This window comes from Stenotrophomonas sp. SrG (genome assembly GCF_050031795.1).
In the GTDB taxonomy this organism is placed as follows: Bacteria; Pseudomonadota; Gammaproteobacteria; order Xanthomonadales; family Xanthomonadaceae; genus Stenotrophomonas; species Stenotrophomonas rhizophila_A.
Genome location: NZ_JBNBBE010000374.1, coordinates 1 through 262, shown reverse-complemented (window position 1 = coordinate 262; position 262 = coordinate 1). Strand labels below are relative to the sequence as shown.

The 262-nt window shown below is 64.5% G+C and carries 1 pseudogene; it reads right to left on the bottom strand.

From position 1 onward, the window contains the following. Positions 1-262 (bottom strand): annotated as a pseudogene (locus ACQG3P_RS20145) (dolichyl-phosphate-mannose--protein mannosyltransferase); the annotation flags it as partial.

The following is a 262-nucleotide window of genomic DNA, read 5'->3' as shown; positions in this document are numbered from 1 at the left end:
TATGAAGACGTCGCGCTTGCCGTGCGGAATGGAGAAGAACAGCACGATCAGCAGCCACCAGCCAAGCAGCAGCAGGTAGCGCGGGTCGCGCCGGCGCAGGCGTCGCCACCAGGCGGGAATCGCCCACGGAACCAGCAGGAACGCCGGGATCCACATGGACGGCATGGTGGCCAGGAAATACCACCACGGCTGGTGGTGGTCGCAGGACTGCGCGTAACGCTTGGCGGTCTGCCGGAACAGGATATCGTTCATGTACGCACGG